At 42.6% G+C, this 26517-nt stretch carries 26 protein-coding genes and 2 tRNA genes; 12 read left to right on the top strand and 16 right to left on the bottom strand.

Annotation, left to right across the window (positions count from 1 at the left end; translation table 11 throughout):
* Positions 1-412 precede the first annotated feature (412 nt).
* Both ACQKCP_RS08265 and ACQKCP_RS08260 read left to right on the top strand, forming a co-directional pair.
* Positions 413-1438 carry a DnaJ C-terminal domain-containing protein gene (locus ACQKCP_RS08265; RefSeq protein ID WP_427611967.1) on the top strand — a complete coding sequence of 342 codons (1026 nt, stop codon included), beginning with the start codon at positions 413-415 and terminating at the stop codon, positions 1436-1438.
* A gap of 100 nt (positions 1439-1538) precedes the next feature.
* Complete coding sequence (locus ACQKCP_RS08260; RefSeq protein ID WP_102083164.1) at positions 1539-1862, top strand: chaperone modulator CbpM; 324 nt, start codon at positions 1539-1541, stop codon at positions 1860-1862.
* Between the two features lie 80 nt (positions 1863-1942).
* Here ACQKCP_RS08260 and sstT read toward each other — a convergent pair whose 3' ends face one another.
* From sstT to ACQKCP_RS08240, 4 genes are all read right to left on the bottom strand, one after another.
* Positions 1943-3145: a serine/threonine transporter SstT gene (gene sstT / locus ACQKCP_RS08255; RefSeq protein ID WP_057757687.1), complete on the bottom strand. Its 1203-nt coding sequence runs from the start codon at positions 3143-3145 to the stop codon at positions 1943-1945.
* 293 nt (positions 3146-3438) lie between these two features.
* Entirely contained in the window at positions 3439-3936 is a 498-nt protein-coding gene (locus tag ACQKCP_RS08250) for a DNA polymerase III subunit chi (RefSeq protein ID WP_427611966.1), read from the bottom strand.
* Between the two features lie 7 nt (positions 3937-3943).
* Complete coding sequence (locus ACQKCP_RS08245) at positions 3944-5599, bottom strand: leucyl aminopeptidase (RefSeq protein ID WP_427611965.1); 1656 nt, start codon at positions 5597-5599, stop codon at positions 3944-3946.
* A gap of 225 nt (positions 5600-5824) precedes the next feature.
* Positions 5825-6442, bottom strand: a complete 618-nt coding sequence (locus tag ACQKCP_RS08240; RefSeq protein ID WP_427611964.1) for a cysteine hydrolase family protein — start codon at positions 6440-6442, stop codon at positions 5825-5827.
* Between the two features lie 493 nt (positions 6443-6935).
* Here ACQKCP_RS08240 and ACQKCP_RS08235 point away from each other — a divergent pair, with 493 nt between their 5' ends.
* Positions 6936-8252, top strand: a complete 1317-nt coding sequence (locus ACQKCP_RS08235; protein WP_427611963.1) for an LPS export ABC transporter permease LptF — start codon at positions 6936-6938, stop codon at positions 8250-8252.
* Entirely contained in the window at positions 8252-9460 is a 1209-nt protein-coding gene (lptG, locus tag ACQKCP_RS08230) for an LPS export ABC transporter permease LptG (protein ID WP_427611962.1), read from the top strand. The genes ACQKCP_RS08235 and lptG overlap by 1 nt, the downstream gene beginning before the upstream one ends.
* Before the next feature lie 120 nt (positions 9461-9580).
* On the opposite strand, the gene ACQKCP_RS08225 is transcribed toward lptG, so the two are convergent.
* On the bottom strand, positions 9581-10189 hold the full coding sequence (locus ACQKCP_RS08225; protein WP_427611961.1) for a class I SAM-dependent methyltransferase: 609 nt from the start codon (positions 10187-10189) through the stop codon (positions 9581-9583).
* Between the two features lie 241 nt (positions 10190-10430).
* On the opposite strand from ACQKCP_RS08225, the gene ACQKCP_RS08220 reads away from it, so the two are divergent.
* A complete protein-coding gene (locus ACQKCP_RS08220; protein ID WP_427611960.1) occupies positions 10431-10874 on the top strand; it encodes a PH domain-containing protein in 444 nt (147 codons plus the stop codon).
* A gap of 63 nt (positions 10875-10937) precedes the next feature.
* Here ACQKCP_RS08220 and ACQKCP_RS08215 read toward each other — a convergent pair whose 3' ends face one another.
* The 7 genes from ACQKCP_RS08215 to recN form a co-directional block, all read right to left on the bottom strand.
* Positions 10938-11267 (bottom strand): DUF3817 domain-containing protein, encoded by a 330-nt coding sequence (locus ACQKCP_RS08215; protein ID WP_427611959.1) that lies wholly within the window; start codon positions 11265-11267, stop codon positions 10938-10940.
* Between the two features lie 68 nt (positions 11268-11335).
* Positions 11336-12274: a site-specific tyrosine recombinase XerD gene (gene xerD, locus ACQKCP_RS08210; RefSeq protein WP_427611958.1), complete on the bottom strand. Its 939-nt coding sequence runs from the start codon at positions 12272-12274 to the stop codon at positions 11336-11338.
* Positions 12275-12340: 66 nt separating this feature from the next.
* The gene (gene tusA / locus ACQKCP_RS08205) at positions 12341-12667 is read right to left on the bottom strand and encodes a sulfurtransferase TusA (protein WP_114701432.1); all 327 of its coding nucleotides are present in this window, start codon (positions 12665-12667) and stop codon (positions 12341-12343) included.
* A 92-nt stretch (positions 12668-12759) separates the two neighbouring features.
* Positions 12760-13254, bottom strand: a complete 495-nt coding sequence (locus ACQKCP_RS08200) for a hypothetical protein (protein WP_427611957.1) — start codon at positions 13252-13254, stop codon at positions 12760-12762.
* A gap of 86 nt (positions 13255-13340) precedes the next feature.
* Positions 13341-13916, bottom strand: a complete 576-nt coding sequence (gene ruvX / locus ACQKCP_RS08195; protein WP_427611956.1) for a Holliday junction resolvase RuvX — start codon at positions 13914-13916, stop codon at positions 13341-13343.
* Positions 13917-13966: 50 nt separating this feature from the next.
* Positions 13967-14530 (bottom strand): YqgE/AlgH family protein, encoded by a 564-nt coding sequence (locus ACQKCP_RS08190; protein WP_101204671.1) that lies wholly within the window; start codon positions 14528-14530, stop codon positions 13967-13969.
* 166 nt (positions 14531-14696) lie between these two features.
* On the bottom strand, positions 14697-16376 hold the full coding sequence (gene recN / locus ACQKCP_RS08185) for a DNA repair protein RecN (RefSeq protein WP_427611955.1): 1680 nt from the start codon (positions 16374-16376) through the stop codon (positions 14697-14699).
* Between the two features lie 764 nt (positions 16377-17140).
* Here recN and ACQKCP_RS08180 point away from each other — a divergent pair.
* Both ACQKCP_RS08180 and rlmB read left to right on the top strand, forming a co-directional pair.
* Positions 17141-17476: a pyrimidine/purine nucleoside phosphorylase gene (locus ACQKCP_RS08180; RefSeq protein WP_427611954.1), complete on the top strand. Its 336-nt coding sequence runs from the start codon at positions 17141-17143 to the stop codon at positions 17474-17476.
* 220 nt (positions 17477-17696) lie between these two features.
* Positions 17697-18467 (top strand): 23S rRNA (guanosine(2251)-2'-O)-methyltransferase RlmB, encoded by a 771-nt coding sequence (gene rlmB, locus ACQKCP_RS08175; protein WP_057757732.1) that lies wholly within the window; start codon positions 17697-17699, stop codon positions 18465-18467.
* Here the strand turns inward: rlmB and coaE are convergent.
* The 4 genes from coaE to pilB form a co-directional block, all read right to left on the bottom strand.
* Complete coding sequence (gene coaE / locus ACQKCP_RS08170; RefSeq protein WP_427611953.1) at positions 18430-19116, bottom strand: dephospho-CoA kinase; 687 nt, start codon at positions 19114-19116, stop codon at positions 18430-18432. The genes rlmB and coaE overlap by 38 nt on opposite strands.
* A 129-nt stretch (positions 19117-19245) precedes the next feature.
* A complete protein-coding gene (locus ACQKCP_RS08165) occupies positions 19246-20145 on the bottom strand; it encodes a prepilin peptidase (protein ID WP_427611952.1) in 900 nt (299 codons plus the stop codon).
* A 7-nt stretch (positions 20146-20152) separates the two neighbouring features.
* Positions 20153-21376 carry a type II secretion system F family protein gene (locus tag ACQKCP_RS08160; protein ID WP_427611951.1) on the bottom strand — a complete coding sequence of 408 codons (1224 nt, stop codon included), beginning with the start codon at positions 21374-21376 and terminating at the stop codon, positions 20153-20155.
* A 220-nt stretch (positions 21377-21596) separates the two neighbouring features.
* On the bottom strand, positions 21597-23312 hold the full coding sequence (gene pilB, locus ACQKCP_RS08155; protein WP_397476692.1) for a type IV-A pilus assembly ATPase PilB: 1716 nt from the start codon (positions 23310-23312) through the stop codon (positions 21597-21599).
* A 384-nt stretch (positions 23313-23696) separates the two neighbouring features.
* Here pilB and tpiA point away from each other — a divergent pair, with 384 nt between their 5' ends.
* The 5 genes from tpiA (at position 23697) to rimP (ending at position 26410) form a co-directional block, all read left to right on the top strand.
* Positions 23697-24509: a triose-phosphate isomerase gene (gene tpiA / locus ACQKCP_RS08150; RefSeq protein WP_427611950.1), complete on the top strand. Its 813-nt coding sequence runs from the start codon at positions 23697-23699 to the stop codon at positions 24507-24509.
* 214 nt (positions 24510-24723) lie between these two features.
* Positions 24724-25032, top strand: a complete 309-nt coding sequence (secG, locus tag ACQKCP_RS08145; RefSeq protein ID WP_021814138.1) for a preprotein translocase subunit SecG — start codon at positions 24724-24726, stop codon at positions 25030-25032.
* Positions 25033-25173: 141 nt separating this feature from the next.
* Positions 25174-25257 (top strand) — tRNA-Leu (locus ACQKCP_RS08140).
* 123 nt (positions 25258-25380) lie between these two features.
* A tRNA-Met gene (locus ACQKCP_RS08135) sits at positions 25381-25457 on the top strand.
* A gap of 452 nt (positions 25458-25909) precedes the next feature.
* Positions 25910-26410, top strand: coding sequence for a ribosome maturation factor RimP (gene rimP, locus ACQKCP_RS08130; RefSeq protein WP_057757748.1), 501 nt, complete (start codon positions 25910-25912; stop codon positions 26408-26410).
* Positions 26411-26517 lie beyond the last annotated feature (107 nt).

Genomic DNA, 26517 nt, shown 5'->3' with positions numbered 1-26517 from the left:
TAGGTAATATATAAAGACCAAATCTATCGATATAGCATAATTATCGTTATGAAAACCCAATTCAAAATAGATAATATAATGTAAAAAAACCTTGCTATATTCTTACTATTTTGTAAATAGAGAAGGTTTAGCATTATTACAGTTCTAATATAGAGCTGATAATACTAAATTTTTAAGAAATCTAACTTAAGGTAAAGATAAGGTGTTCGCTTACCTGCATTAGAGAGTATTGTAGATATCGCTTGGCATCACTACTGGTAATATTTATATAACGGTGTTTGTTGTAATTATTGTTATGATGATAAGTAGGCTACAAAAATTGCTATAGCAAAATCTAGTAGCCATTTATACCGTATCGTTTGAAGTTGGCAGACTGATACCACTAATATGTTTTTATTTTGGGGAAAATAACATGGCAGAGAAAAACTACTATGACATTTTAGGGGTCAAAAAAGACGCCTCAGACGCTGATATCAAAAAAAAATACCGTAAGCTCGTTCGTCAGTACCATCCCGATGTCAGTGATCATCCAGACGCTGATAATAAAATTGCAGAAATAAACAACGCTTACGAAACGATCAGAGATAAAGAAAAGCGCGCCGAATATGACGCTATGCTCAATAATCCGTTCGCGGGTCAAAGTAGATCAAGTGGGTTTGGGGGCAGTGGGCAAACTGGCGCAGGTCAAGGTGGTTTTCGCTGGGAAGATATCAAAGATCAGTTTGGCGACGGTGAGGCCTTTGGTGATGGTGGTTTTCGCTTCGATGACATTTTTTCAGCATTTGGTCGCGGCGCACGTGGGTCAACTGGGGGACAAACCGGCAGTCACTCTCAAAGCAGCGGCTTCGATCAATTTGGTGGTGGCTTTGGGACGCAAGATAGCAAAGGTCAGGATCAGCATGCCGAGATTACCGTTGATTTGTCTTCAGTATATAGTGGCGACGACTACAGCATTAAGCTAAACGTCCCTGTTCGTCAGCCCAATGGTAATGTCGACTACGATAATAAAACCCTTAAGATAAAAATCCCTAAAGGCATCACTGACGGTAAGCAAATTCGTTTAGCAGGGCAAGGCGCTGCTGGTAGCAGTAATGGCAAAAATGGCGATTTGTTTTTGAAGGTTAAAATTCGTCATGATGCCAATATTCGTATAGAAGGTGCAGACGTTTATCAAACTGTGAATATTGCACCGTGGGAAGCGGCATTGGGTGAAAAAATCAACGTCAGTACGCCAGCGGGTACGCTTGGTGTGACCATTCCTAAGAACAGTAAGTCCGGTAGCAATTTACGTCTTAAAGGCAAGGGTATCCCTGCCAAGCAAGCAGGTGACCTGTATCTAACTCTAAATATTGTCAACCCTGATGTCAGTAGTGATGCGTCGAGACAGGCTTATGAGCAGCTAAAACAAGCCTTTGCTGATACCAATATTAGTCGTTAAACAAGATTATGAATAACCGTTACTCATTATTGAAGTAATAAACGAATAGCAGAGATGAACACGATACCGATGAAATAAAGAGAAAACGAGGATAATAGTTATGAACCACTCGACTGAATTTACAGACATCATCATGAGCTTAGATGAACTGGTCTCTGCCTGTGGCCAAGAGCGCCAATGGGTCATCGAATTAATCGAAGAAAACATCATTGAGTATGATGTACCAGAGCATGAAAAATTTACTGGTTATCAGCTGACGACAGTGCGCCGTGCATCGCGACTGAGTCGTGACTTTGAAGCCAGCGTACCAGCAATTGGTTTGATACTTGAGTTGTTAGATGAAGTTGAGCAACTGCGCCAACTTAAACGTCAAATAGAGCAGCAAACACCAGTCATCGAAGTCGATATAGACAATTTAAAGTAATCAAGTAATCGAAATACCGCATAAAAAAAGGGCCTTATAAAGGCCCTTTTTTATGTCTATAGAAAACCCTTCAGCAGAAATTAACGCGAATACGTCGGATCAGCTGCTGCTGTAAATAATACATCAGTAGAAGAGTTCAAGGCAGTCTCAGCTGAATCCTGAATCACACCGATGATAAAGCCAATCGCAACCACTTGCATCGCGATATCATTTGGAATGCTAAATAAGCTAGCAGCGAGTGGAATCAATAGTAATGAACCACCAGCAACACCAGAAGCACCGCAAGCACTAATCGTAGCAACCAGACTGAGTAGCAGCGCTGATGCAAACGTCACTTCGATACCCAACGTATGAGCGGCAGCAAGCGTTAAGACATTAATGGTAATCGCAGCACCAGCCATATTGATCGTGGCACCTAGTGGAATGGTCACCGAATAAGTGTCTTCATGCAATCCAAGCTTACGAGCAAGGTTCATGTTGACTGGAATATTGGCCGCTGAACTACGTGTAAAGAAGGCAGTAATTCCTGATTCGCGCAGACATCTGAACACGAGTGGATAAGGGTTCTTGCCAGTTTTAATAAGGACAATAAGCGGATTGGCGACCAACGCAATGAATAACATACAGCTGATTAATACCATTAAGATACGCGCGTAGCCTGCCAAAGAAGCAAAGCCTGTCTCAGCAACCGTGCTAGCGACTAGGCCTAAGATACCAAATGGGGCTAAAGCAATAATCCATTTAACCACTTGTGAGATGGCATCAGCGAAATCGCCAACGACATTGCGCGCAGTATCACTGGCTTGGCGCAATGCAAAACCGATAATAATTGCCCATGCTAAGATACCAATATAGTTGGCTTCAGCGATTGCATTGATCGGGTTGGCGACCAAGTTCATGAGCAAGTTGGTCAAGACTTCTTTTAGGTCAGCAGGTGGTACTTGCGCGATATCGGCGTTGATCAAGACCAGCTCAGTTGGGAACAAAAAGCTGGCACCGACTGCCGTTAGCGCTGCCAAAAAAGTGCCAAACATGTACATGATAAGCACCGGCTTTACGTAGACTTCATTACCACTGCGATGTTGACTAATGGCTGCCATAACCAGAATAAATACTAGGATGGGAGCGACTGCTTTTAGTGCGCCGACGAAGAGTGTACCAAGCAACCCTATGGCGGTGCCGATACTTGGCGCTAGCCAACCAATTAACACCCCTAACACCAAACCAATAATAATAAGCGGCACCAGCCCTATACGCTGGTACATCGCAATCAATGAACGCATCTGTACACCCTCAAGTCCGTTAAAAGTAAGTGAATTGTCACAACAGAAAATTTATCGAAGGATGGTAGCATTTTTTGACATATTCGCATACCGCTCATAGCAGTAGCTGTTGCGTGCAAGCAGAGAGATAGTAGAGTTATATGACTAGTATGAAAAAGAATGCGCACTTATAGGCAAGAGCTAGCTACTCAGAATACCTCATCAATGAGAGAGTGAAAGTAGTGATATAGGTAGTGATATATAAGGTAGGAAGACCTTCCGCTGTAAAAGATGAAGGGAAATAAATGGCAGAGCTATACCTTAAAGTGGGTCAGATCGTAACCTAATTGCTGGTAAGCCTTATATTTATTGCGACCTTCTTGTGTACTTGTAGCATCAGGTCGGATCAGCTCAAGGACTCGGGAGGGGTTTGAATTATTGGTAGCAGCCATAAAATCGTTGACGGGACGTGTCGTTGTATTGAGCACGATACCATTAAAATCAGCTGGCATATGATTGCCTAGCAGTACAGGCGCTAATGATTTATGAGTAACAATGTTGATGTTGCTATCATCAGTACCTCTATCACTGGTACTTTTATTGTCAATATCAGAAAGACATTGATGCGGTATAAAACTCGTAGGCTCTTGTGCCCAAAGTGCTGTATCTAGATTTGATAGTAATGTCTCATCTTCAATTAAAATCAGCAAAGACTGAGCGCTTTTGTTAAGCGCCGTCTGAGTCAACTGACAAATAAAGCCCAAGAAATCTTGAGCCTTACTTTCACTTAATACATAAAAACTGATTTTCATAAATGGATTAAGCCATCTCTGCGCTGTTTTTTAGATATTGCATAAACAATGGTACAGGACGTCCAGTGGCTGCTTTGTCTTTGCCTGAATTCCATGCAGTACCAGCGATGTCTAAATGCGCCCATGCTTGACCTTCTTCAATGAAACGCGATAAGAAGCAGGCGGCAGTTACCGCACCAGCACCTTTACCACCGATGTTTTGCATATCGGCGATTGGTGAGTCAAGCTGAGCTTGATATTCGTCATCTAAAGGCATATGCCAAATAAGATCGCCTGATAGGTTGCTGGCATTTTCTAAATCAAACAGGACGTCTTCATCATTACTAAATACGGCTGAACGAACATGGCCTAGCGCAACCACACAAGCGCCAGTCAAGGTGGCAACATCGATGATGGCTTTTGGCTGATAACGCTGCACGTAGCACAAGGTATCTGCTAGGACTAAACGACCTTCAGCATCAGTGTTTAAGATTTCAACTGACTTACCATTCATTGCTTTAACGATATCGCCTGGACGTGTTGCATCACCTGATGGCATGTTTTCAGCACAGGCTAGCGCACCAACGACGTTGATTGGTAGACGAGCTTCACACAACGCTTTGATTGTACCAAGTACTGACGCCGAACCACCCATGTCAAACTTCATCTCATCCATCGCCGCACCTGGCTTGATTGAGATACCGCCTGAATCAAAGGTCACGCCTTTACCGACTAATACAATAGGTGCGTCGTCATTGGCCGCTTGTGCATTGTCATTGCTATTTTTACTTGCATTTTTAGCTGACTTTTTGGTTGGTAGTTTATCGGCCAATGCCTTTAGACCACTCACTTTTGCGTTGCTAGTAGTTTGCTCGGTAGTGCCTGCATCTGAACTAAATTCTGATTTGCCACGGTATTCCATGAGTACCAGCTTACCTTCTTTGGTAGAGCCTTGTGCAACGGCCAAGAAGCAATGCATACCTAGCGCTGCCATCTCGTCTTCACCTAGTACTTTCACGGTTAATAGGTCAGGGTAAGTTTTTGCAAGCTCTTGAGCTTGTTCAGCCATATAAGCTGGGAAGCAAATATTGCCAGGCTCATTGGCCACATCACGAGTGAGGCTCTGACCAGCAAATACTGACTGAGCGAAGGCAAGTGCAGGCTTTAGTGACTCATCCGCTAATAGATAAACATTAGTCAATACAGGACTTGCTTGCTCAGATTTATACTTGTCAAAGCGGTAGCTAGCTGCCAACAGATTAAGGGCAAATTGACCAAAGTGATTTTCTTCCAGTGCATCACCCAAGGCGACAGTGATAGAAGACACACGCTTTTGTGTGCTGCTATAGATGGTATTGGCGATTTTTTGCAGTACGGTGTTGTTGAACTTATCAGTGTTACCTACACCGACCAATAGCAGTTGTACAGGGTTTTGCTTAGTGGTTTTTTTATCACCTGCCAGCGCATAGTCAGCAACAGTCTCACAGGTAGTACCCTTGAAATGTGATACTTCAATCAGCTGCTCAATACGAGTGGTATATTCGGTCAGTACAGATTCAGCCAGAATGTTTTTCTTGTCATCGACCAATACAACCAGACAAGCATCGTCTTTACTTTTGGCTTCTTTTTTCAAGATTTTTTGCGTATGGGTCTTTGGTAAATGCTGAGATAATTTGATATTCATATAGTTATCCTTATTAGAGTTATGAAAATTGCAGGATTTGGATGACTGCTTATACCTGTCAGATTATTAGATTATTTGGTCTGTTGAGCAATCACAGTAGTGTAGCATATTGCGATAATCGTGCGCAGTTAGCAAGGCTTAGGTAATACGTTTGAATTATTATGCTGTACTAACTTACGTTATGGTTTAGCGGTTACATTATCATTTTCCGATGATGCCAACATACTAGCCATTGACCAATTCATCGGTCGTTACCATCGCGGCAAATCTGTCTTGTAGTGCGGCCATGGCAGTATCATGCATGATTTCAGCGCTTATCGGCTCTCTAGTAGCGCTCGGTAGGTCGCGAGTGGCACAGGCATCGTGACAGACGAAACTATCGAAACCTAAGTCAAATGCGGCGCGGACGCTTGAGCTGACGCACATATGACTCATAAAACCCGCAAAAACAATCTGCTTCTTTTCTGCTGCTGAAATCAGTGATTGTAATTGCGTATCATAAAAGGCGTTCGGATGCTTTTTGGCAATCACTGTTTCGCCATCTTGCGGCTGCAACTGTTCGACTATCTCAACGTTAGCTGATAAGGGATCAAAGACATTGCCATTTTCTGCACCGTGATGGGTAATGTGGAATATAGGTAGATCTTGCTGACGCGCTTTATCGAGTACTAGGCGTGCATTGGCGATGGCTTTTGCCCCAGCGTCCCCTAATGGCATAGCGCCATCGACATATTCGTTTTGATAGTCGATAAGAACGAGCGCACAATTTGACCAATCAAGCGCATCGAATGTGCCGCCAGCGAGTTCAAGTAGGGTAGAGGGTGTAGAGGTCGTGTTATTCATTAGTATTATTCTCCGTTTGACGATATAAGTATATTTTTCTATTAGTCAGTCTAGCAATTAATAACAGAGATAAATGTTCGATGATACGAATGACAAACAAACCTTTCTAAAATAAATAAAACAAAAACTTAGCGCTATAAATACTATCAATTCGATGTAATTTGAGGTTTTAGCAATTATTTATCCAATATTTGCTATATTTGTTACTTACTGTCAATAATGCGCTCTCAGCAAGGTGTAGGTAATGTTTTCAAACACATTTCACAGCCATTTTTGGGCAAAACATGCTAGCATTAGCGGTTATATTTGTCGCTTGTGTTTATTGAGTATGACTAACCAGTCGCTTAGTAACGTTTACCGTTATTTGAGTATGTAAATGACTCATATCATGCTGGTGATATGTCGTCGTACGTCCTAAATATTCAATAAGCTCATCATCAATCGCGCGCATACCAACCGTTTAAGAGTACCCATTGTGATATTACGCCGCTACATGACACAACAAGTTGCCTCGACCACTGCCTTAGTGTTGGGGTTTTTGGTAGTGATGATGCTCGGCGGTCGTTTGATACGCTATTTTGGCATCGCTGCTGAAGGTCGTTTGGACGTCAGCCTACTGTTTACGATCATTGGGTATAACCTACCGTACTTTTTAGAGCTGATATTACCGTTAGCATTCTTTATCGCTTTGATGCTGGTATTTGGTCGCTTGTATGTCGATCAAGAAATGGCAGTGATTAATGCTAGTGGCGTATCTCGAGGTAAGCTTGCTCGGTTAATGACACCATTAATATTGGCATTGTTCGTCGGCGAGGCGGCGCTATCTGTCGTTGGTAAGCCTTGGGGTGTCCGCTCGTCTGAGGCTGTCTGGCAGCAGCAAGCATTGACCAGTGCGTTTGATTTGATTCGTCCGAACGAGTTTATCAGTAGCGGTAATTACCATTTATACGTGGGTAGTCTCAGCGATGATAAGAAAAAATTGCAAGATGTCATATTAATCCAATCTGAACCTACGAAAAAAGGTAGTGCTGCTGAAGATGTCGATGCTAGTGCCACTGCTACTGATATGAATAACACGATTGACAGTGAGACGGCCGAACAAATTGGCATCTCTGATATCCCAAAAGATATTATAAATAGCGGTGCAAAGGACATTAGCAAAGACACGATCACGCTGGCTAAGCGTGCTGAGCAAGTTGATACTGGCAATAGCGGCGTGACCCAGTTGGATCTGTTCCAAGGACGTCGTTACGAAGTTGGTGCAGGCAGTCTGAAATATAATCAAGTCGCTTTTGATCGTTATCGCATTACCTTGACTGAGTCTTCACAGGAAGTTATCACCGAAGACAATATTGAAACGCAAAAGATTGGACCATTGTGGCAAGCCGCCACGAGTAGCTCACCATCAGGCACTAACAGTGCAATGCGCGCTGCACAAGGCGAGCTTGGCTATCGTTTGGCGCTACCATGGCTGATGATTATCGCGCCTATGTTGGCCGTGCCACTGGCGCAAGTGCGTCCGCGTCAAGGACGTTGGCTGCGCTTGTTTCCTTCTATCTTATTATTTGTCAGCTGTGCATTAGGTATCATCTCGCTCAAAAACGCAGTGAGCAAAGACAGCATCAGCGTATGGGCGTATGCATGGCTTATCTTAGGATTTATGGCATTGGCGCTTTATATGAATTGGGGTAGCCGTGTGCAACATCGACTACGCTTTCGCAAACAAGAAAATAGACTAGCCGCTGCCACAACTAGTTCAGTTAGCGACATAGATAATCAGAACAACAGCTCACAAGGAGGGCAGTCTTAATGCGCTCTTTATTTGCTAAGTCAGCCAAGTCTGATCAATTGGCTAAAAAACCTGCCAATTTAAAAGTCCTCAGTCGTTATGTCAAACTTAATGCTCTATTGGCTATTATCGCTGCCGTCATTGGTTTGTGGGCATTACAGCTGATTTTTTCTTACTTATCAGAGCTTGATTCGTTAGATGATAACTACACCATGGGCGAGGCGCTCAAATATATCTTTTATCGTTCGCCTTACTTTTTAGAGCAATTTATCCCAACGGGTGCGCTATTGGGTGCTGTCATAGGGTTAGGTTTGCTAGCTAATAAAAGCGAGCTGGTCGTCATGCGCGCGGCTGGGGTCAGTATTTATCGTATCGTCGGCTGGGTATTACAGCCCGCTTTGATATTTGTACTGTTGGCATTAGCTATCAACCAGTTCGTCCTACCGTCTTCTAACCAGTTAGCAAAACAGATTAATGATGAAGACAGCACCTCATTGGTCACATCAGTACGCGGCTACTGGACGATACAGCCACGATTCGAAACCGCAGAAGATGGCAGTGCTACACCTGATGGTAGCGATGTTTTATATATTGATTATGCTGATGTCGCAGGCAACATTGGCGAGGTGAAACGCTGGCATTTGGATAATAATGGCAATTTGCAAACTGCTGTCCATGCGGAAGGTGGAAAGTATACTGGCCGTGAACCAATTGATGTAAATAGTGAAAAGCCAAGCGAGCAGTATCGCTACGAGTGGCAGTTAAACGATATGGTTAAGCTTTCTATCAATCAGGGATTTGAGAGTAGCCAAGCTATTTCACCATCAGATACGTTAAGCTTACCTTTTGCCCCAGAGTCTGTGTATCTGCTAACGCGTAAGGCAGAGGATTTGTCATTGACGCAGCTGTATGAGCATCGCACGTTTATGCGCCAACAGGGCAATCGCTCTTTAGATCATGAAGTGGCCTTTTGGCAAAAGCTACTATCGCCATTATCGATATTGTCGCTAGTGATTGTCGCTTGCTCGTTTGTCTTTGGCTCACTACGGACGCACAGCTTAGGCTTGCGTATCGTCGTGGCGTTGTTGTTTGGTCTACTATTTAGCTATATTCAAGACCTAGTTGGTTTTGTATCGCTAGCGACAGGCTTTTCACCGATGCTTATGGTGCTATTGCCGATTATCGGCAGCGCGCTATTGGGCGGATATTTGATAAAACGCCAGATGTAAAAAGACAATTGGTCATACAAAATAAAAAGCACGCTAAAATTAATTTAGCGTGCTTTTTTATGTCGATTTCAATTTGAGCTTCAGTTTAAATAGCCGAAACTTAATCAGGAAAAGCTAAAACTAGTCTTTGGTCGCCATCGTAATCGTATAGGTTTTACCTTGTTTGATTTTATCGCTATTGCCAAAAACTTCGGTAAACGAGCGTTTCACAAATTGGCGCAGACCATTGATGGTCACGACATAAAAACGGCCACCTGTACGCATGCGTGCATAGGCATCGAGGAAGTATAAATAATGCTGCTCTTTGCCTACTTTGGCTGGCAAGTTCGACATCACAAGGCTAAAGTCTTTGTCTTTTGCCACATGATTAAAGCCATTTGATAAATGCACATCGACATTGTTTAGACCATTTTTCTCACAGTTACGGCGTGCGTATTCTACCGCCATAAAGTCTTTATCAATCAGCGTATGCTGACCATTTGGACATTCACGTGCTGCCGTCATACCAAGTACACCATAACCACAGCCCAAATCGATCGAGTCATCATCTTGCTCAAAATCCACATAATCAAGTAGCATTAAGCTACCGTCATCGAGTTTTTGCGGTGAAAAAATGCCCCACGTGGTCGCAAAATCAAACGGCTTACCCAGCACTTCTTGGCGAAAATTGATATCTTCGCGCCAGTGTTCGGCGTTTTTTAATAGGTCAGCAGGTGGTCTATGGCTCATGGGATTCTCGGATAATAGATAGGTAAAAGGTGGTGCGCAGCCCAGTTAGGCAGCATGTATATCATGATGCACTTTAATAAGGGTATTGTAACGAGAAAAGGGCAGGTTTGCAGCTATCTATTTCTAGAACTGTATTTTGCTATATCGCAAGAATTTTTAAGAAACAATGTTAGAGACATTAGATAAGAGGTATCGCTTAAGATAGAATCAAACTTAACCTGATAGTTTCTAAGTATTATTTATGCAAGACATTACATTCGTATCCAAAATAGACTTTTGGCTCGCAATGCTACTCTGGGGTTTGAGCTTATTTACTGTGTCTGTTCCATTATGGCAGTGGAAGCGAGGTGCTCACAAATCCCTCATACAAACTATATTAATGACTGTTATTCTCATACCTTTTGCAGCACTAATGCTCATCCCTTTTTTCGGTACCGAGTACACATTAACGAATGACCAGCTACAAGTAGATAGTGGATTCTCTGTTCAAAACATCGAGCTTACAGATATCACCTATATTATGCCAACACAAAGCATGAGTTCTGCGCCAGCACTATCACTGGATAGGATTAAAATATCATATCAAGATGAAGAAATACTAATTTCACCAAAAGACAAATCACGTTTTTATCGCGAGATACGGGCACGTAATCCTAAAATAGTGATAGATACAGCAGGCGAATAGAGTGTCATTATCGTTAGCCGGATTCAGATATACATCGTTCTTGATATTGAAGGTTTCTTGAAACTACTTTCTCAAACTCTTCTTTAATAAATGATCAAATACAAATGGTCCAAATGGCAAGAATGAGCCGAGCACACCTGCAGGTAGCGCCCACAGCGGCATTTTTATTCTGCTTGCCGTAATGATTAGCACCACGACATAAGCAACGAATAATACCCCATGCACTGGACCGACATAGCTCACCGCTTCTGGAATATCGAACATATATTTGAGTGGCATCGCGATACCAAGTAACAATAGAAAGGAAGTACCTTCTAAATAACCCATGATAGTGAGGTTTCGGAGTGCAGAGTTTTGACGCTTCGTTAAGGTAGACGGTTGAGCTTGCGACACGGTATATTCCTTTTACAATCATCAATAATATTAGATTTCAATGCTGCCCATATGGCAATATGGCAAGGCTACCCTCGCGGATGATGCTCGGCATGTAACTTCTGCAATCTCGCTGTTGCCACATGAGTATAGATTTGCGTGGTTGATAAATCGCTATGTCCTAGCAATAACTGCACACTACGCAAGTCTGCGCCGTGATTGAGTAGATGCGTGGCAAATGCGTGACGTAGCGTATGCGGGGATAATTCTTTATCGATACTGGCAACTTTGGCGTACTTCTTAAGTAGATACCAAAAGTTCTGCCGCGTCATATAACCGCCTTGCGCCGTCAAAAATACCGCTTGGCAATTGCCCGATTTTAAATGAGCAATCAAATCGCCACGTCCATGAGAAAGATAATCTTCCAATGCATCCGCTGCATATTCGCCGAGGGGCACCAGTCGCGTTTTATTCCCTTTCCCCGTGATTTGTAGCCAGCCAGAGTTAAGATTCACTTGCTCTAATGAGAGATTGATCAACTCGCTGACACGTAGACCGCAGGCGTATAAAACTTCTAGCATGGCTTTATCACGGAGACCGAGCGTAGTACTGGTATCAGGCGCGGCAAGGAGGTTGTCGACATCTGCTTCAGCTAAGTCTTTTGGTAACGGTCGTCCGAGCTTTGGGCTTTTGATACGCTCACAAGGATTGTCCTCACGCAGATTACTGGCAATCATCCATAGATAAAACTGACGCAAGCTTGAGAGCATGCGTGCTTGGGTACGTGGGGTTTTGCCATCATAAGCAAGGAGAGACAGACAGTGCAGCACATCATCAGGCTGCCAACGTGTCAGGGCGATAGGATTGGTCAGCTCGCAAGAGCGTAGGTCACGGACGTACGCATTACGAGTACGCGTCGCTAGACCGCGTGCCAACATGGCTTGACGAAACTCAGTCATATAAGCTGGCTCATCATCGACCGCCAATGCTTTAGGTTGTCGTTGTTGCACGGCGCGATCACGACTCATAAGATAATACTCAGGTAGGGATTAAGTGAGCGATGACAGACAGTCATTAATATAACGTCCAACCTATCATGCCATTTTTTTCTTAACCAGATAGCGATATAGCGTCACGCTTGCAGGCGTATCATCATCGCTATCAATGGTGATTTCGTCAGGATCAGCGTCTAAGCTTACATTTTCAGCTAGCGTTTCTTGACCGATTAGCTCATGACCCAAATGACGACAGAAATTCGGAATGTCGCGCGTGGTAGCCGGATCTGTCGCCAATATTTCAATCACTTCACCGCCATCTGCTTTGCGAATGACGCGATGTAGCATCATGACGGGCTCAGGACAGATCAGCCCTTGAGTATCTAAATGATGGTGGATAGGCGTGTCTGGTATCGAAGTGGTCATAGTCATTATCGTAAAGCTAAATAAGTGGGTTTAAGGACGAGTAGGGTAAGTAGTTTGCTTAAGTACTTATCATGGCGTACTTTGTAGGTCGTCTATGCTTCAGTACTTTCAGCCTCTTCGTCGACTTCAGGTACATCAGCTACTTCTAAAAAGTTAAAAAATCGCTTAAAACTTACTTTAAATAAGAATGCCACGCCTAGCCAACAAGATAATCCTAACCATGCAGTATCAGCAAAAATTAATCCACCAACCAATATAATGGTTGATACACCAATACTCATGGCAATCATCGACGGTTGATTTAAGCGATAACGATAAACGACCAATGCATCATAAATAGTAATGGGAATCGTGAGGGCTACAAGGGCATATGGCAAATTGTAAAATAACTGATAAAGCAGCTGGTTATCATGGAAAGCTTTGATACTAGCAATCGTGCCAAAGACCATAAATGCAAAAATAGCCGCATAAATGAGATAAATCGCTATTTGGTTGGCACGCTGTGCGCCTTTAATACGGGCAATAGCAAGTGGAGCAAAACCATGCTGTGACTTATGTTGCGAAGGTTGGTCTGAGACAGTGGTCATAGTAATCAGTCATTTATCCGTTGAGAAGTACGATGTATCGAAGTGGCATTATAGCCGCACACGTGTCTTTTACCTATTTGGCTGCTTTATTCTGCTTTGATTGCATCGATAGCGTTACTGCTATTAGGATCAGCAAAATAGGTCGACATTAGGATACAAGCAGAGATATCATCGATTGGGTCGCGTTCGTTTTTGATCCAACCATTGTCCCATGCGATTTCTCTTGCTTCGATTGAAGTCAGCCGCTCATCACACAATGATACGGTCACTGGCAAATGTTGCTCCATCACTCTATGAGCTAGACGACGAGCGAATTTGTGCGCTCGTTTTGAAAGCATAGAGCTAGTGCCATCCATATTAAGCGGTAGGCCAACCACGACTTGCGCCACGCCCCAGACTTTGATGATACCAATTAGATTGTCCCAATCTGGCTGACCGTTATTCATTGCCAAAATATCAAAGGCACGCGCCGTCTGTGTGATGGTATTACCGAGCGCCATGCCCATCTTTTTGACGCCGTAGTCTAGCGCCAAGATAAGATGCGGCTTTACCTCTGGCTCGATAGTTTCAGCAGTGCTATTGCTATCGTTATCGAGAGTATCAATATCAATGTCATTATCTATAGCGTCTGTGCTATTGGCTGTAAAAGTACTATCTACCATAGTAATGGGTATCCTTTATGTCTTTATCTAAATTCGCAGAGCGTATGAGATTACGCATGACCTATGTCACTACTAAGATAGTCGAAATTGACTCCGATTTTGTCGGCTGCGATTTGCCAGCGTTCTTCAAACGGGGTATCAAATAATAAATTCAGATCGGCAGGGCAGACTAACCAATCACCATTACTCAGCTCTTGGTCTAGCTGTTTTTTGCCCCAGCTGGCATGACCTAGACACAGCTGATAGTGACCAACACCTTGCCCTGCAGCGATACGCTTTAGAATATCTTGGCTAGTCGTGATGCAAACGTTCTCTGAAATAGCAAAGGAAGAGGCCCATTCTGGCTGACCAGTATGCAGCACAAAGCCAACCTCAGGATACATAGGGCCGCCTTCTAATGCCACATCCTCCATCACTTGTGGATTGGTCACTTCAATATCCAAATCTTCTAGCAACTTACCTACGCGAGATTGCTCAAGCGGACGATTGACCATCAGACCTAGGGCACCGTGCTTATCATGACGGCAAATATATATAAGTGCCTGCTCAAACCTCGGGTCTGACAGCTCTGGTGCTGCAATCAAAAAATGATGGGTCAAATTGGTTTTAGACATAGAAACAAACGCAACCTAATAATAAGGGTGAAAGACCACTATATGGTGATAATCAATAGAAAAGCAAGATTCGCACTAATTGCTACTGACCATCATACAGACTCAGATAACCATCCGTTTTGATGAAAACGAACGATTATTTAAAGTTAGATAGGTCAGATAAGCGTTATTTAACATCGGATAATAAGCTGCGGGCATGATCGCGCGTGACATCAGTGATAATGACACCACCAGACATACGCGCCAGCTCGTCTACTTGCGCACTGTTGGTCAGTATGAGTAGCTCGCTTTCGGTCTGTTCTTGATGGTGCTTTTGTACCAAGATATGTTGATGCGCTTGCGCCGCGACTTGTGCTTGGTGTGTAATAGCCAGTAATTGCTGTGTTTGCCCAAGCGAGCGTAGCAGTTCGCCAACCACTTGCGCAGTACCGCCACTGATACCGACATCGACCTCATCAAATACTAGCATAGGCTTGGCGGCATTGTTATCAGCATTGGTCGCTTGTAAGACTTGCATCACGAGCGCCATACGTGACAGTTCACCACCTGAGGCAATTTTATGTAGGGGCTGCATTGGCATACCGACATTGGCGCTGAATAATAAATCAATATCGAAGCAACCTTGGGCATTGTACTGACTAGGTTCGGTTTTTTTGGTAAAAACAAATTCACAGCGAGCATTAGGTAGCGCAAGCGGTTGTAGTTGTTTGATGAGTTGCTTACTAATTATCGGGGAAGCTTTTGTGCGCTCTTTATTTAACTGTGTCGCCAGAGCGAGATAGTCTTGCCAAGCCTGATCAATTTGCGCTGCCATTGCATCACTGCTTGGCTCGTTCTCTAGCTGCTCTAATTGCGCCTCCCAGCCTTTTGCTTCATCAATTAAATCATTCGCTGGCAAGCTATGCTTACGTGACAGACGATGTCCTAAGCTGATTAGGTTGTCTAGTGTTTGCAAACGTTCAGGATCAGGTAGCTGCTGTTCGGCGTAATCTGATAGCAGGGCAGTTACCTCAGTGATTTGCTGCTGTGCTAGATGGAGCTGTTCGGAAGCTTGTTCAAACGTTTGACTGACGCCTACTTGGTTGTCACAGAGTTTAATCGCTTGCCCGAGCAAGGTCATGACATCTGGCTCGTCAGTATCGTTGTCGAGCAAATGCAGACCATGACTGGCCTCTTGCATTAAGGCTTCAATGTTGGAGAGCTCTTCGTGTTCAGATTCAACTTCTGCGTAGTCCACAGCCAATAACGGCGCAATATCTGCTAATTGGCTCTGCAACAACTGAATACGATCTTGACGCTGGGCTTCGCGGCTCGCGATGTCGTCCGCGCGACGTTTTAGCTGCTGATAGGCTTGATAGCTACTGGTAGTTTGGTTGGCTAACGGTGTTATCTGGGCCATCTCATCAAGCCATTGCACCACAAATTGTGGCTTGAGCAATGCTTGCTGAGCATGTTGGCTATGTATATTGACCAATAAAGCGCCTAAATTCTTTAGCTCCGCTAAGCTAACCGGTGAACCATTTAGCCATGCTTTTGAGCGGCCAGTATTGCTTAATTGTCGACGAATAAGTACTTCAGGCTCTTCTAGCGGTCGCTCATTTTTGGTAAACCATTCAGCGACAACACTGTTATTTTCTACATCAAATTGAGCGTAGATATCTGCATGCGCGGCGCCATGCCTGACCATCGCACTGTCCGCTCGCTCACCGACACACAGTGATAGCGCATCTAGCAATAACGACTTGCCAGCACCTGTTTCACCAGTGATAACATTAAAACCTTCAGCCACGCTCAGCTCATGCTGAGAAATCAATGCAAACTGATGTAAAGTTAACGATACTAGCATCAACGCCTCTCAGGACAGACAATGGACATCATATAAATCTTAGGAAGCCATCTATAAATAGGGTAAATAAGAAAGTGAAAATATCTGTTTAAACTTGCTAATTAGATAAATATTGTAGGCAAATAGTATGGTGTTAAATGTGCGTAAATACAAACTTTAAGACGAGGTGTAACAGAGTTTATTATTGGGAGATTACCATAAAACTATTAAAAACTGACAATAAATCATCGACATAATACCTATGATATTAATCATTAGGGTAATTTTATATCTAAAGATAAGCATAGTATACAAAGAAGTATTTTGACTGATAATAATAAAAATATACCTAAGATAATGGCCTAGCATCCGCCTAGAAAGATACGAAATGAATATTAAATGAACGGGTGGATACTTGTTATCAAATAGAATTTTCCTAGTCGCTTTAACAAACTTTATAGATATAATGTGGTAGCATAATCTCACATAATGATAAACTCTTCTTATGAGTTTGATGCGCTATGCAACCTAATAACGAGTCATGATTTTGTAAAATTGTAGGCGTATAGTGGTAAAAACAGGCCACTCGATCATTATTCAAAAGCGTTTTCATAGAACCTGTGGCTACCTTTAGCGCGCAGATATCTACTATAGAGGGATAAGGTGCCTAAAGCAGGCGTATTTGCTTACTGGTCGCGTATTTGAAGCCCAGTGCAACTCTGTCGGTACTTTAACCCGTTACTTATTTTTTAGTTTTGCCATAATTATTTGATAAGGAAGCCACTATGACAGCGGCGCAATTTACTAACGTAACAGTTAATGCCCAAGCGACAGTATCTTATGATGGTCGCTGCTCAAGCCATACCATTATGTTTGAGGATGGTCGCCATAAAACGCTAGGCGTGATCTTACCTTGTGACAACTTGGTTGAGCATTACCACTTTAGCACCAATACTTCTGAACGTATCGAAATCACTAGTGGTGAGTGTGAAGTGAAGATCAATGGTGATGATGAATTCAGCTACTACCGTGCAGGTCAATCATTTGTCGTTGAAGGCAATAGCGGTTTTAACCTACGTACTGAAGAGATTGTTCAATATATCTGTCATCTAGAAGGCTGATATTATTAATAGGGCGCTTGAGCTTTCATTCTAGCGCCTGCTCTATCACACATTAATGTTTCGAGAAATAAACAATATCGGATTGGTATTGTTTATTTCTTTTTTGACGTTTGGTTTACTGTTCTCTCATCATCAATGAGCTATGACATTTAAAGCCGACGTTATCCTCTTTTATCCCGTCGCCTAGTGCGATATCCACTTTATATTTAGTAGGCCTATTATGGCAAAACCCATTTATTTTTACGGCATTCATGCCATTGATGCATTACTTGAACATCGTCCTCTTGATGGTCTTAGCTTGTTTGTGCAGCAAGGGCGTGAGAGTGACAGTCATGTACAAGCTATCATGGCCGAAGCGGAAGCAAACGGCATTAGCATTCAACCAACCCAAAAAGACAAGCTGACTCAGTTATGTGGTAGTCCGCAGCATCAAGGCGTGGTGCTCAATGCTCGTCCGTTAGGTTTCGCTGATGAAGGTTTGCTTGATACTATTATTGGCCGTGAACAGTGCTTATTATTGGTACTAGATCAAATTACTGATGCACATAACTTTGGCGCCTGCCTACGTACCGCAGTGGCTATGGGTGTGGATGCAGTGGTTTGTCCAAAACACCATGCAGCGAGCCTAACGCCAACAGTCGCTAAAGTATCAGTTGGCGCAGCAGAGATGATGCCGATCATCAGCGTTACGAACTTGGCACGCACATTATCGCAAATCAAAAATGCAGGCGTTTTCGTATTTGGTACGGCACTTAGTGAAGAGGCTAAACCAATACATGCTGCTGACCTAACTGGCAAGACCGCTATCATTATGGGTTCAGAAGGAGAGGGTATGCGTCGCCTAACAATGGAGAGCTGTGATGAGTTGGTTTATATTCCAATGTCAGGAAACGAGCATGGTAATCTACAGAGCCTAAACGTGAGTGTTGCTACTGGCATGGCATTGTATGAGGTTAATCGCCAGCGAACTTTAGCTGCTGGGCAAGCGTAAGATATTCTTGATGTAAAGGTTCTAGTTGTAGATATAGAGAGACGAGGTCGCTCTCATTGAGTATGACATTGTCTGCATGACGATTACGCTCTTCACGACTAAGCTGATTGGTCATAATGGCTTTAATCTTTTGTATGCTTTGATCATCACGCTGACTGGCACGCGCAAGCTGCGTGTCTTCGGTCGCATCCATGACCAAAATACGTTGACATAAATTGGCCAGTCCTGCCTCTGCCGCCTCTATAAGTAGGGGCGCAGACAAGATTATATACGGTGAAGTACTAGCATCTAGCTGTGCTTTTGCTGTCTCACGTATTGCTGGGTGAGTGATAGCCTCAAGCTCAATCAGCGCTTCAGGATTTGCAAATACGTGTGTACGTACAGCAGCCCTATCCATAACGCCCTCATCCGTCAATATCCAATCACCAAATTTTTTCTGGATTTTCTGCAGAGTAGCGCTGCCTTTAGCGACAATCTCATGGGCGATCACGTCTGCATCAATGATATCGATGCCTTGCTCAGCAAACCAAGCACTAGCGGCAGATTTACCACTACCGATACCACCCGTCAAACCGACTACGAGCTTCTTATTTTTTGGTTGCGTGGTTTGTGGTTGGTGTGAATAAGAGTGCGATGTATTTTTTGACATAATAATGGCTTATCTGACAGATAGAACAATGGATGCAGCTTTAAACTCACAATTGACCTTTTAAGGCTTTATTTATAAGTCACTACCGAAAATTTACGACAATAATCTAATGTATGCTATCAGTTATTATTAGACATACATACCAAGATACCAGCTGACGATATCTGAGCCGTATAATAAAGCAACAATACCTGCGATAGCGATATAAGGGCCAAAAGCAAAAGGTCGGCTTTCACCCTGTTTTTTCATCAAGATCAGCCCAACAATAGAGCCAAGTAAAGATGATAGTAGAATAATCAAAGGTAACATCATGGGTCCAAGCCAAGCACCTAATACTGCTAGTAGTTTAAAATCCCCTTGACCCATTCCATGTTTTTTAGTTATTAAGTAAAACACTTTGACTACTATCCATAGTGATAAAAACCCAAGTAGTAATCCCCATATTGACTGTGTTGGTGAAACGAACCAGCTTTGTGAGTTTACTGCCAATCCTAAGCCTGCCAAAGGGAAGGTTAGACGATCAGGTAGGAGCTGTGTGTCAAAGTCGATACCTGTTAGAGCGACCAGTGTCCATACTAAAACCAATGCGGACAGGCCTGTAGTATTTACCCCAAACTTATATATTACTAATACGGACAGAAGAGCAGTGACTAGCTCAACGAGAGGATAACGCAGACCGATAGCCGCTTTGCAGCTTGAACAGCGTCCGCGTAGTAACAGCCAACTTATTAAAGGGATATTTTCATACCACTTAATTTTATGTGCGCAATGAGGGCAGCGTGAAGCAGGGCGACTTAGGGTAATCGGTTGGTCAGTAGCGACAATATTTGCTATGGGCAGCGTATGCTCGCGTGGCATATCTGCCTGTTCAGACATAAACTGGCTACACTCTTGTCTCCAACCATACACCATCATCAGCGGTATGCGATGAATCACAACATTTAGAAAACTGCCAACGCAAAGACCTAATAGGCCAAATAAGAATAAAGCTAGGGTACTGTTCTCTTGTAGTAACTGTATAAATTGCATCAAATCATTATCCTACTACTGCGCCCATTTGGAAGATTGGCAAGTACATTGCAATGACTAGGCCACCAATTAATACACCCAATACCGACATAATGAGTGGTTCCATCAAGCTGGTTAGACCATCAACCGCATTATCAACTTCATTCTCGTAGTAGACAGCGACTTTATCTAGCATTTCTTCTAGGCTACCAGATTCCTCGCCAATACCGACCATTTGAATAGCTAAACTTGGGAACAAGTTGGTAGATCGTATAGAGAACTGTAATTGCTGACCAGTAGATACATCACTCTTAATTTGCTGGGTAGCATTGTAAAAAACAACATTATTGGTCGCACCAGCAGTAGAATCTAAGGCATCGATAAGCGGCACACCAGCAGCAAAAGTTGTAGATAGTGTACGAGCGAAACGAGCAATAATTGCCTGATAAGCAATGTTTCCAAATATCGGAGCCTTTAGCGTAGCCCGATCCAAAAAGTCACGGAACTTTTTAGAGCGCTTTTTAGCCTCAGTAAAGCTGATAATTGATCCACCAATGACAATGATCAAAATAAACCACCATGCCTGCATCCATTCAGACATCGCTACTACCATCTGAGTAAAAGCAGGCAGCTCTGCGCCAAATGATTCAAATAATCCAGAGAATACAGGTACTACCTTTACGAGCAAAATTATAGTGACAATGATAGCAACTACGATAACAGCAATAGGGTACTTCATCGCCTTTTTGATTTTTGCTTTTAGAAGCTCACTCTTTTCTTTGTAAGTAGCGACTCGTTCAAGCATCGTTTCAAGTGCACCTGATTGTTCACCAGATTCGACGAGTGAGCAGAATAAATCATCAAAGTAACGAGGATGTTTGCGCAAAGAAGAGGCAAAGGTACCACCTGCCTCAATATCTGCTTTGATTTGCAATACTAAGTCTTTCATACTCGGATTATCGAGGGAGTCGGCGACGATTTCAAAAGACTGGGTCAATGGTACACCTGCTTTCATCATTGTTGCCAACTGCCGAGCAAAAATAGCAATATCAATGGCTTTAATGGCTTTTTTAAAGGTATAAAGTGGCTTTGGTTTTTTCTTAATTCCTTTAACCGTGATACCTTGTTTGCGTAGGGTCGCTTTTGCCAGTTCTAAACTACGACTGGTAGTTTCGCCCTTAACTTTCTGTCCGCGTCGATTCACACCGTCGTAAACAAAATCTAACAACATATCGGTCTTAGCTTTTGCCATATTACTACCCTCAAAATTGTCCAATATAGATATTGTAAACCTACAACAAAATACCAGACTTGAAGTATTAGTCAGGCATACTTTATTTTAGCTTAAAAAACCAGTGTTTATCTGTTTTATTTTTAAAGTTATACGATAAAGAACATTGCTAGTTTATAATTTTTCTAGCAACTGAAAGTCAAGATGCTAAGACATAGCATATATTTTATGATTTCACTTATTATTCAGAAGTTACCCGCATCATTTCTTGAATACTCGTGACACCTTGCAGCACTTTTAAAATTCCAGAACGTCGCAAGTCGCGAAAACCGTTTTTAATGGCAGCGTCTTTGATATCTATTGCGTTACCATCTTCCATGATAATGCGTGAAATATCAGGGCTGACTTTCATCACCTCATAGATACCTACACGGCCTTTATAACCTTCACGGCATTCATTACAGCCGACTGGTTCATAAATGACATTATCAGTGTTATCTAGATCAGTATCGGTAAAACCAATCTCTAATAAGCTCTGACGCGGTATGCTAATAGGTTTTTTACAGTTCTTACAGAGACGTCGTGCCAATCGTTGGGCAATAACTAGGTTGACTGATGTGGCAATGTTAAAAGAGGCAACCCCCATGTTACGTAGACGCGTTAATGTTTCAGGTGCCGAGTTAGTATGCAAAGTAGAAAGAACCATATGGCCTGTCTGCGCAGCTTTAATCGCGATCTCAGCAGTCTCAAGGTCACGAATCTCACCGACCATGACAATATCAGGGTCTTGACGTAAAAAAGACTTAAGCGCATTGGCAAACGTTAGACCAACTTTGGCATTGACATTGACTTGGTTAATTCCTTCAAGGTTAATTTCGACTGGATCTTCAGCCGTTGAGATATTGGTTGCGCCAGTATTCAAGATGTTGATACCAGTATAAAGTGATACCGTCTTACCAGAACCAGTAGGACCAGTGATAAGCAACATGCCTTGTGGTTTGTGTAATGCCTCTAAAAACATTTCCTGCTGATCTGGTTCATACCCTAACGCATCAATACCTAGCATGGCTGATGATGGGTCAAGAATACGCAAAACAAGCTTTTCACCGAATAACGTCGGTAATGAGTTGACCCGGAAATCAATCGCTTTATTTTTAGAAATTTTTAGTTTAATACGCCCATCTTGTGGTACCCGACGTTCTGAGATATCCATCTGAGACATGACCTTTAAGCGTGCTGCAATTTTATTCGCAAGCTGAACCGGTGGATTGGCCATTTTTTGCATGACGCCATCGACACGAAATCGTACTCTGAAAGATTTTTCGTATGGCTCGAAATGTAAATCAGAAGCACCCATACGGATAGCATCGACTAGCATTTTATTGACGAATTTTACGACAGGTGCTTCATCGACGCCGTCGCTCAGCTGAGTTTCGCCATCCTCTTTATCTTCATCACCATCTTCAAAGCCAACGCTTAAATCATTATCAGAAAAGCTATCAAAACTTTGCATCGTATCCGCGTAAATATTTTCAATACGCTTTTTAAGCTTATTTTCTTCGACAACAATGGTTTCTATCGATAGTCGAGAATTAAAGGCAATCGCATCAATGGCATCAACTCGTGTTGGATCACTCAGCGCGACAAATAGGCGTTGTCCTCGTTTAAATAATGGTAACGCATTAAACTTACGAACGATTTTTTCATCAACCAAGTCTTTTGGAATAACATCAACGTTTAATGCATCAAGATCAAATAGAGGGTCACCGAAAGCTTGGGATAGCATTTGGGCAAGTTGATATGCATCGGCCAATTTATTGTCTACCAGATAAGGCACCAGTCCTATTTGCTGCTGTTGCGACTCAATCTGCGCCGTCTTCATATTCGCTTCGCTAACGACACCGTCGCTAATCAGTTGCTGCGCTAGACCGCCGTACTTACTGGTTGCGATAGACATTGTAACCTCTCCTTTGATACAAAATATGCTGTAGAACTGCTTGGTATTAGACGTTATATACTTGTCGTTGCTAGTCGATAACTCGCTTGAAATATCTTGCTTTGTTTATCTTATCTACCTGTATATCTATATATAGAATTAGCAACAATATTTGATTTTATACATTCCGTAGTATAGAACTTTACTTTAGTTTGAAAAAATTATATATACCATTAGACGACTAGCTCGTAAAAATAATGGTCTATTGATGCATTGTCTGTAGATAAGTTTGCAGAAGTGATTCTGCTCATGGTGGCACGCTACTATAGCACTTACGAATTATTTGTTATACTGACGCGCATATTAGCCGAATTGGCATGAATACATGAGACAAGGTAAATAAGTATGCAAGCTTGGGTAATTGGCAATTGGAAACAGAATCCTGCGACTAACAGTGCTGTCAATGAACTGTTAGACGACTTATTGACGAAAATTAATACTGAAGAACAAGCCAACTCGCAGGCGTCAAAAAACCGCTGTAAATTAATGGTAGCACCCAGTTGTGTTCATTTAAATACAGTGAGTACGCGTCTAGCAGATAGCTCAATACTCTGTGCAGCACAGGACGTTAGTACTTATAGTGCAAGTACAGGAGCTTATACTGGTGACTGCTCAGCACAACAGGTAGCAGATGCAGGTGCTACTTGGACGTTACTTGGCCACTCTGAGCGTCGCCAATATCACCAAGAGTCTCATGATTGCCTGATAAGCAAATTGTCTCATGCGTTTTCTCAGAACTTAGGCGTGGTGTTTTGCATTGGCGAAACGCAAGAGCAGTATGACAATGGTCAAACACTCGACGTTATCAATGAGCAACTCTCGGTGATTAAAGACTTGCTGACTCAGCAGCCAGAGTTAGCATCATCGTTATCTGAAAAGCTGCTCGTCGCTTACGAACCTGTATGGGCCATTGGTACAGGTAAAGTGCCTACTGTGGCAGAAGTGAGTAAGACTCATCAGTACATCAAACAAACGGTTGCAAGCTTTGCTGATATAACAGATACGATTATCGTACTGTATGGCGGTAGTGTTAATGCTGATAATGCCAATAGCTTTGCTTCTGACGCTATGATTGATGGTGCATTAGTAGGCGGTGCTTCGTTAAAAGCAGAGAGCTTTCTAGCGATTGCCGATGCATTTAACCCAGCCAATGCTTAAATGAATAAATAACGCTCAGATATCAAGATCATAGCTTATAGAGAGTATGGTTTTATCGGTTAGTAAAAGTAGGTTTAACACTGCCCTTGCAATCGTGTACAATGCGCCTTATTTATATAGTCGATTTGGCATTTGAACATGCCAAGTGTCATTCTATTAACCTTATGTTTTATTTTCCGTTATCAGTCGTCATTACGCGGCAAAAGAGGCCACCATGTTTACGTTTATATTAGCCCTGCATATTATTGTGGCCATTGCCATGATCGGCTTGATTCTGATACAGCATGGTAAAGGGGCAGACGCTGGAGCTTCTTTTGGTGCCGGTTCATCAGGTACAGTATTTGGCGCAGCAGGAACTGCTAACTTCTTGACGCGTGCTACAGCAGTACTAACGGTCATATTTTTTATTACGAGTATGACGCTTGCTGTTCATGCGCGTAAGCAAGCAGAAGATCAGTTTCGTCTAGATGCGCCAGTTTCAGCACCGCAAACGCCGCGTCCATTGACTCAAAATCCTGAGTAAGCCTCTTTTAAGTAGGCAGCGCTTGCTATTTTGGTAGGTTAGATTTACAATGCTTTCCTGGTTTCGCAACTCCTGTTCTATAGATGCCTACCTTAAGCATCATTAATTATAGACTGGATGATAGAGACAGAGCAGTACAATGCGATTGTGGTGGAATGGTAGACACGCCATCTTGAGGGGGTGGTGGCGAAAGCTGTGGGGGTTCAAGTCCCCCCAATCGCACCAAGTTTTACAGGCGCAGCATAGCGTCAGGTTGGATTTTTAGCAGATAATACTTAATTTATAATTAATTTAAAAAAAGTATTGACACTTCTACGAAACCTCCCTATAATATGCGTTCTAGATTGATGCGGGGTGGAGCAGTCTGGTAGCTCGTCGGGCTCATAACCCGAAGGTCGTTGGTTCAAATCCAGCCCCCGCTACCACTTTTTATACTGATGTTTTGTACACTAAATTTGTCAGTACCGATTAGCCCACCATTATGTTTGTGGGTTTTTTTGTATCTGAAGGTCAGTGTTATCGCGGTATCTATCCTACTTATGCTAAGCTCTAAGTCTATAGAGTACGATATTACTCGTCACTGGTCATCATCGGCCGCTACCGGCACGATGCTTCTTAAGCAACACTATCTTTTATTCCTCATACTTTTATCGATAGTAGTGCTTTATAAATAATAAAAGCATTGTCTGGCCGAGCTTGATGTTTTTTACGCTCGTCCCTATATAAATGCACAATATGTATCATATATTTGTGATTTAAAATTATATACTGACCGTGATTCTTATCATTATAAGATTGCTGTATATAGATAAGAGTCAATCTTTAATACGGTTTACTAAGTACGATAGATAAGTGAATAGGAAAATACAAAGAGATTATGAAGCTTTCGACTAAAGTTGCAGAACTGACTAATATTATTGCCCCTGCCGTGGCCGCTTGTGATGTGTCATTATGGGGTATTGAGTTTGCGCCACAAGGTCGTCGCTCTTTACTACGTATCTATATTGAGGCATTGCCAGAAGAGCAAGCCCAAGATAAACAAGTAACGATTGAAGACTGCGCGGCAGTAAACCATCAAGTAAGCGGTATTTTAGAAGTTCATGATCCTATCGCTGGTGAATACATACTAGAAGTATCTTCACCTGGCTTTGATCGTGCGTTTTTCTCAGATGAGCAAATGCATGCATATGTTGGTCAAACTGTGAGCTTGCGTCTGATTCAAGCCATCGGTACAGGCGATCAAAAACGTCGTAAAGCCACAGGTACTTTAGATAGTATTGATGAAAACTCTTTAAAACTGACGTCAAGTGATGGCGAGCAGTTTGAGATTGCACTAAGTAATATTGATAAAGCCAATTTGATTTATGAAGATGCCTAGATTCTTACTAGGGTAACTGTTTATAGATAGACAGTTTTATCTTCTAATAGCTTATGTGGCTTATAGCAACTATATAATAGCAGCACCCAAATTATAAAATTTAAGTC

The organism is Psychrobacter sp. NPDC078631 (assembly GCF_050268165.1).
Classification (GTDB): Bacteria; Pseudomonadota; Gammaproteobacteria; order Pseudomonadales; family Moraxellaceae; genus Psychrobacter.
This window is presented reverse-complemented; position numbering and strand designations above follow the sequence as displayed.